Raw genomic sequence first — 2,683 nt, forward strand, 5'->3', positions numbered from 1 at the left:
GTCCGGACGCACCACGACGTGGCCGATCTCCCCGGCGCTGCCGTGGGCGCCGGGTTCGACGCCGCCGTCGATGCCGATCGCACCGGCGATGCCCGTGCCCAGGGCCATGAAGAAGAACCGGTCGACCCCCCGGCCGGCGCCGAGGCGTCCTTCGGCGAGGCCGCCCGTACGCACGTCGTGCCCGAGCGCGACGGGAAGGCCGCCGAGCCGCTCCGCCATGAGGGTGCGCAGCGGCACGTCCTTCCAGCCGAGGTTGGCGGCGTAGACGGCGGTGCCGGTGGCCTGGTCGAGGATGCCCGGCACGGCGAGCCCCACGGCGGAGGGTTCCCTGCCGAGCTGCTCGACGCCGTACGCGCGCAGCTCTGCCGCGAAGTCGAGGATGCCTTCGACGACGGCTTCGGGGCCGCCCTCACGTGCGGTGGGTCTGCGCGTCTCGTGGAGCAGTTCGCTTCCGGCGGTTCGGGAGCCGACGAGGGCTGCCTTCATCCGGGTGCCGCCCACGTCGAGGGCGATGACGTAGTCCGGGTTCGGGGGGCTGAGGGTCACGGGATCAGTGTCAGGCCTCGGACGGCGACAGGTCTAGTCCACTCGCGACATCCGTTCGCTGTTTCGCCGGTCGAGTTCGCGGCGGCCGAGTCGCGAGAGGGATGGGAAATGTGCCGTGAGCGGCGCCTTCCACGCATGTATCGGAAGAAGCGGATCAAAGTGGGGAACGTCGTTGCGAAAGCGATATGGGTACTGGCGTAGACCTTAGGCGGTACGCGGTGGAGACTCCTGTTCCGTACGCGCCGGGTCCAGACCGATTTGGGGGCCGGAGGCATGACCTGATGTCAATCGGCATGATCTGAGAGGTAGTTGCTGTGGAGCGTCGAAGGTTCCTGGGTCTGGCGGCGGCGGCCGGTGCGGTGGGCGGTTCCCAACTCGCCACGGTGGGCTGCGGAGTCGGGACGAGCACCGAGAGCGTCGGTCTGCGTATGGTCGCGGCCGACTACGGCTCCGCGAGCAGGGGCGACAGCAGTCAGGGCTACTGGGACGCGCTGGTCCGCGACTTCCACCACAAGCACCCCGGCATCACCGTCGACGTCACCGTCCACAGCTGGAAGGACGTGGACCGGAAGGTCGCCGAGATGGTGAAGCAGGACCGTGCGCCGGACATCGCCCAACTCGGCTCGTACGCCGACTTCGCCGTCCAGCGCAAGCTCTACACCGCCGACGAGCTGCTCTCCATACCCGTGCAGGCCGACTTCCTCCCCTCGCTGGCCCAGGCGGGAAAGGTCGAGCGCGCGCAGTACGGCATGCCGTTCGTCGCCAGCACACGGCTGCTGTTCTACAACAGGTCCCTCTTCGCGAAGGCCGGCCTCGACCCGCGCAAGCCGCCCACCACCTGGAGGCAACTGGCGCGTGCGGCAGCCCGGTTGAAGGCGTCCGGGGTGAAGATCCCCTACGGGCTGCCGCTCGGCCCGGAAGAGGCCCCCGCCGAGGCCCTGATGTGGATACTCAGCGGCGGCGGCTCGTACACCGACAAGGTCGGCACGTACACCATCGACGCCGCCTCCAACATCAGGACCTTCAACTGGGTTCGGGACAACCTCGTCAGCGCGAAGCTGACCAACCACGCGCCGGGCAGGACCGACCGGCAGGACCTCTTCGACGCGTTCGTTCGCGGTGAGGTCGGCATGCTCAACGGACACCCCACGCTGATGAGGCAGGCCTCGCGTCTCGGCGTGAAGTTCGGCACCGCGGTACTGCCGGGCAGGGAGGGTCCCTCCGGCGGCACGCTGGGCGTCGCCGACTGGATCATCGCCTTCCGGGAGAGCGGCAGACGCGAACAGATCGGTGCCTTCCTCGACTTCGTCTTCAGTGAGAAGAACCACTACGCCTTCGCCGATCGCTACGACCTCCTTCCTGTGACGACCTCGGCGAACGAGCGGATGCGGAAGGCGCCCGAACACAAGCCGCTGCGCCGCTTCCAGGACCAGCTTTCCGGCGCGGAGTTCTTCCCGGTGGGCAAGGTCACCTGGTCGCAGGTGACCGCGGACATCAAGAAGACGATGGGCGACGTGGTCGGAGCGGACTCCGACCCGGCCGACGTGCTCGGTGCCATCCAGCGGAAGGCGGAGTCGGAGGAAGCGGCCGCCCGCGGACGGCGGTGAACGCCGGCAACGTCTGTGGATCTCGTCGGCCGGCCGGCGGTGAGTGTCCGAGGCCGGCGCTAGGTTGGACGGATGAGCGAGGACGACGAGGCGACGCCGCCGGAAGAGGGTCTGTCCGGGCGTGACGTGTCCGTGCTCGCCTTCGAACGCCGCAGCTGGTCCGGCCCCGGCGCCAAGGAGCGAGCCATACGGGAGCAGTTGGACATGTCCCCGACGCGCTACTACCAGCTCCTCAACGCACTGCTCGACGACCGTCGCGCCCTCGCCCACGACCCCGTGACCGTCAACCGGCTCCGCCGCCGGCGTGACGCACAACGCGCCCGGCGCTGAGAGGGCGGGCAGGGCCGGGCGCCCCTATAAGGTCGCGGCATGGCCGCCGTACCCACGCCCAGCACCGCCGCAGGACGGGCAGGACTCGCCGCGATCCTCGGAGAGCCTGAACGCGCAGTGGTCGCCCTCGACTTCGACGGCACCCTCGCGCCCATCGTCCCGGACCCCGACGACGCCCGTGCGCACCCCGGCGCCGTCCC

At 69.7% G+C, this 2,683-nt stretch carries 3 protein-coding genes and 1 pseudogene; 3 read left to right on the forward strand and 1 reads right to left on the reverse strand.

What is annotated here, in order from left to right; all coding sequences use genetic code 11:
* A partial coding sequence (locus H5J26_RS30145) for an ROK family protein (protein WP_309238123.1) occupies window positions 1-546 on the reverse strand: 546 nt, incomplete at its 3' end.
* 314 nt (window positions 547-860) lie between these two features.
* On the opposite strand from H5J26_RS30145, the gene H5J26_RS30150 reads away from it, so the two are divergent.
* The 3 genes and pseudogenes from H5J26_RS30150 to H5J26_RS31775 all read left to right on the forward strand — a co-directional run.
* Window positions 861-2,153, forward strand: coding sequence for an extracellular solute-binding protein (locus tag H5J26_RS30150; protein ID WP_309238124.1), 1,293 nt, complete (start codon window positions 861-863; stop codon window positions 2,151-2,153).
* A gap of 72 nt (window positions 2,154-2,225) precedes the next feature.
* On the forward strand, window positions 2,226-2,483 hold the full coding sequence (locus tag H5J26_RS30155) for a DUF3263 domain-containing protein (protein ID WP_181769133.1): 258 nt from the start codon (window positions 2,226-2,228) through the stop codon (window positions 2,481-2,483).
* A gap of 39 nt (window positions 2,484-2,522) precedes the next feature.
* Window positions 2,523-2,683, forward strand: a pseudogene (locus H5J26_RS31775) (trehalose-phosphatase); the annotation flags it as partial.

It is taken from the genome of Streptomyces albidus (ex Kaewkla and Franco 2022), from assembly GCF_013870515.1.
GTDB classification, from domain to species: Bacteria; Actinomycetota; Actinomycetes; order Streptomycetales; family Streptomycetaceae; genus Streptomyces; species Streptomyces albidus.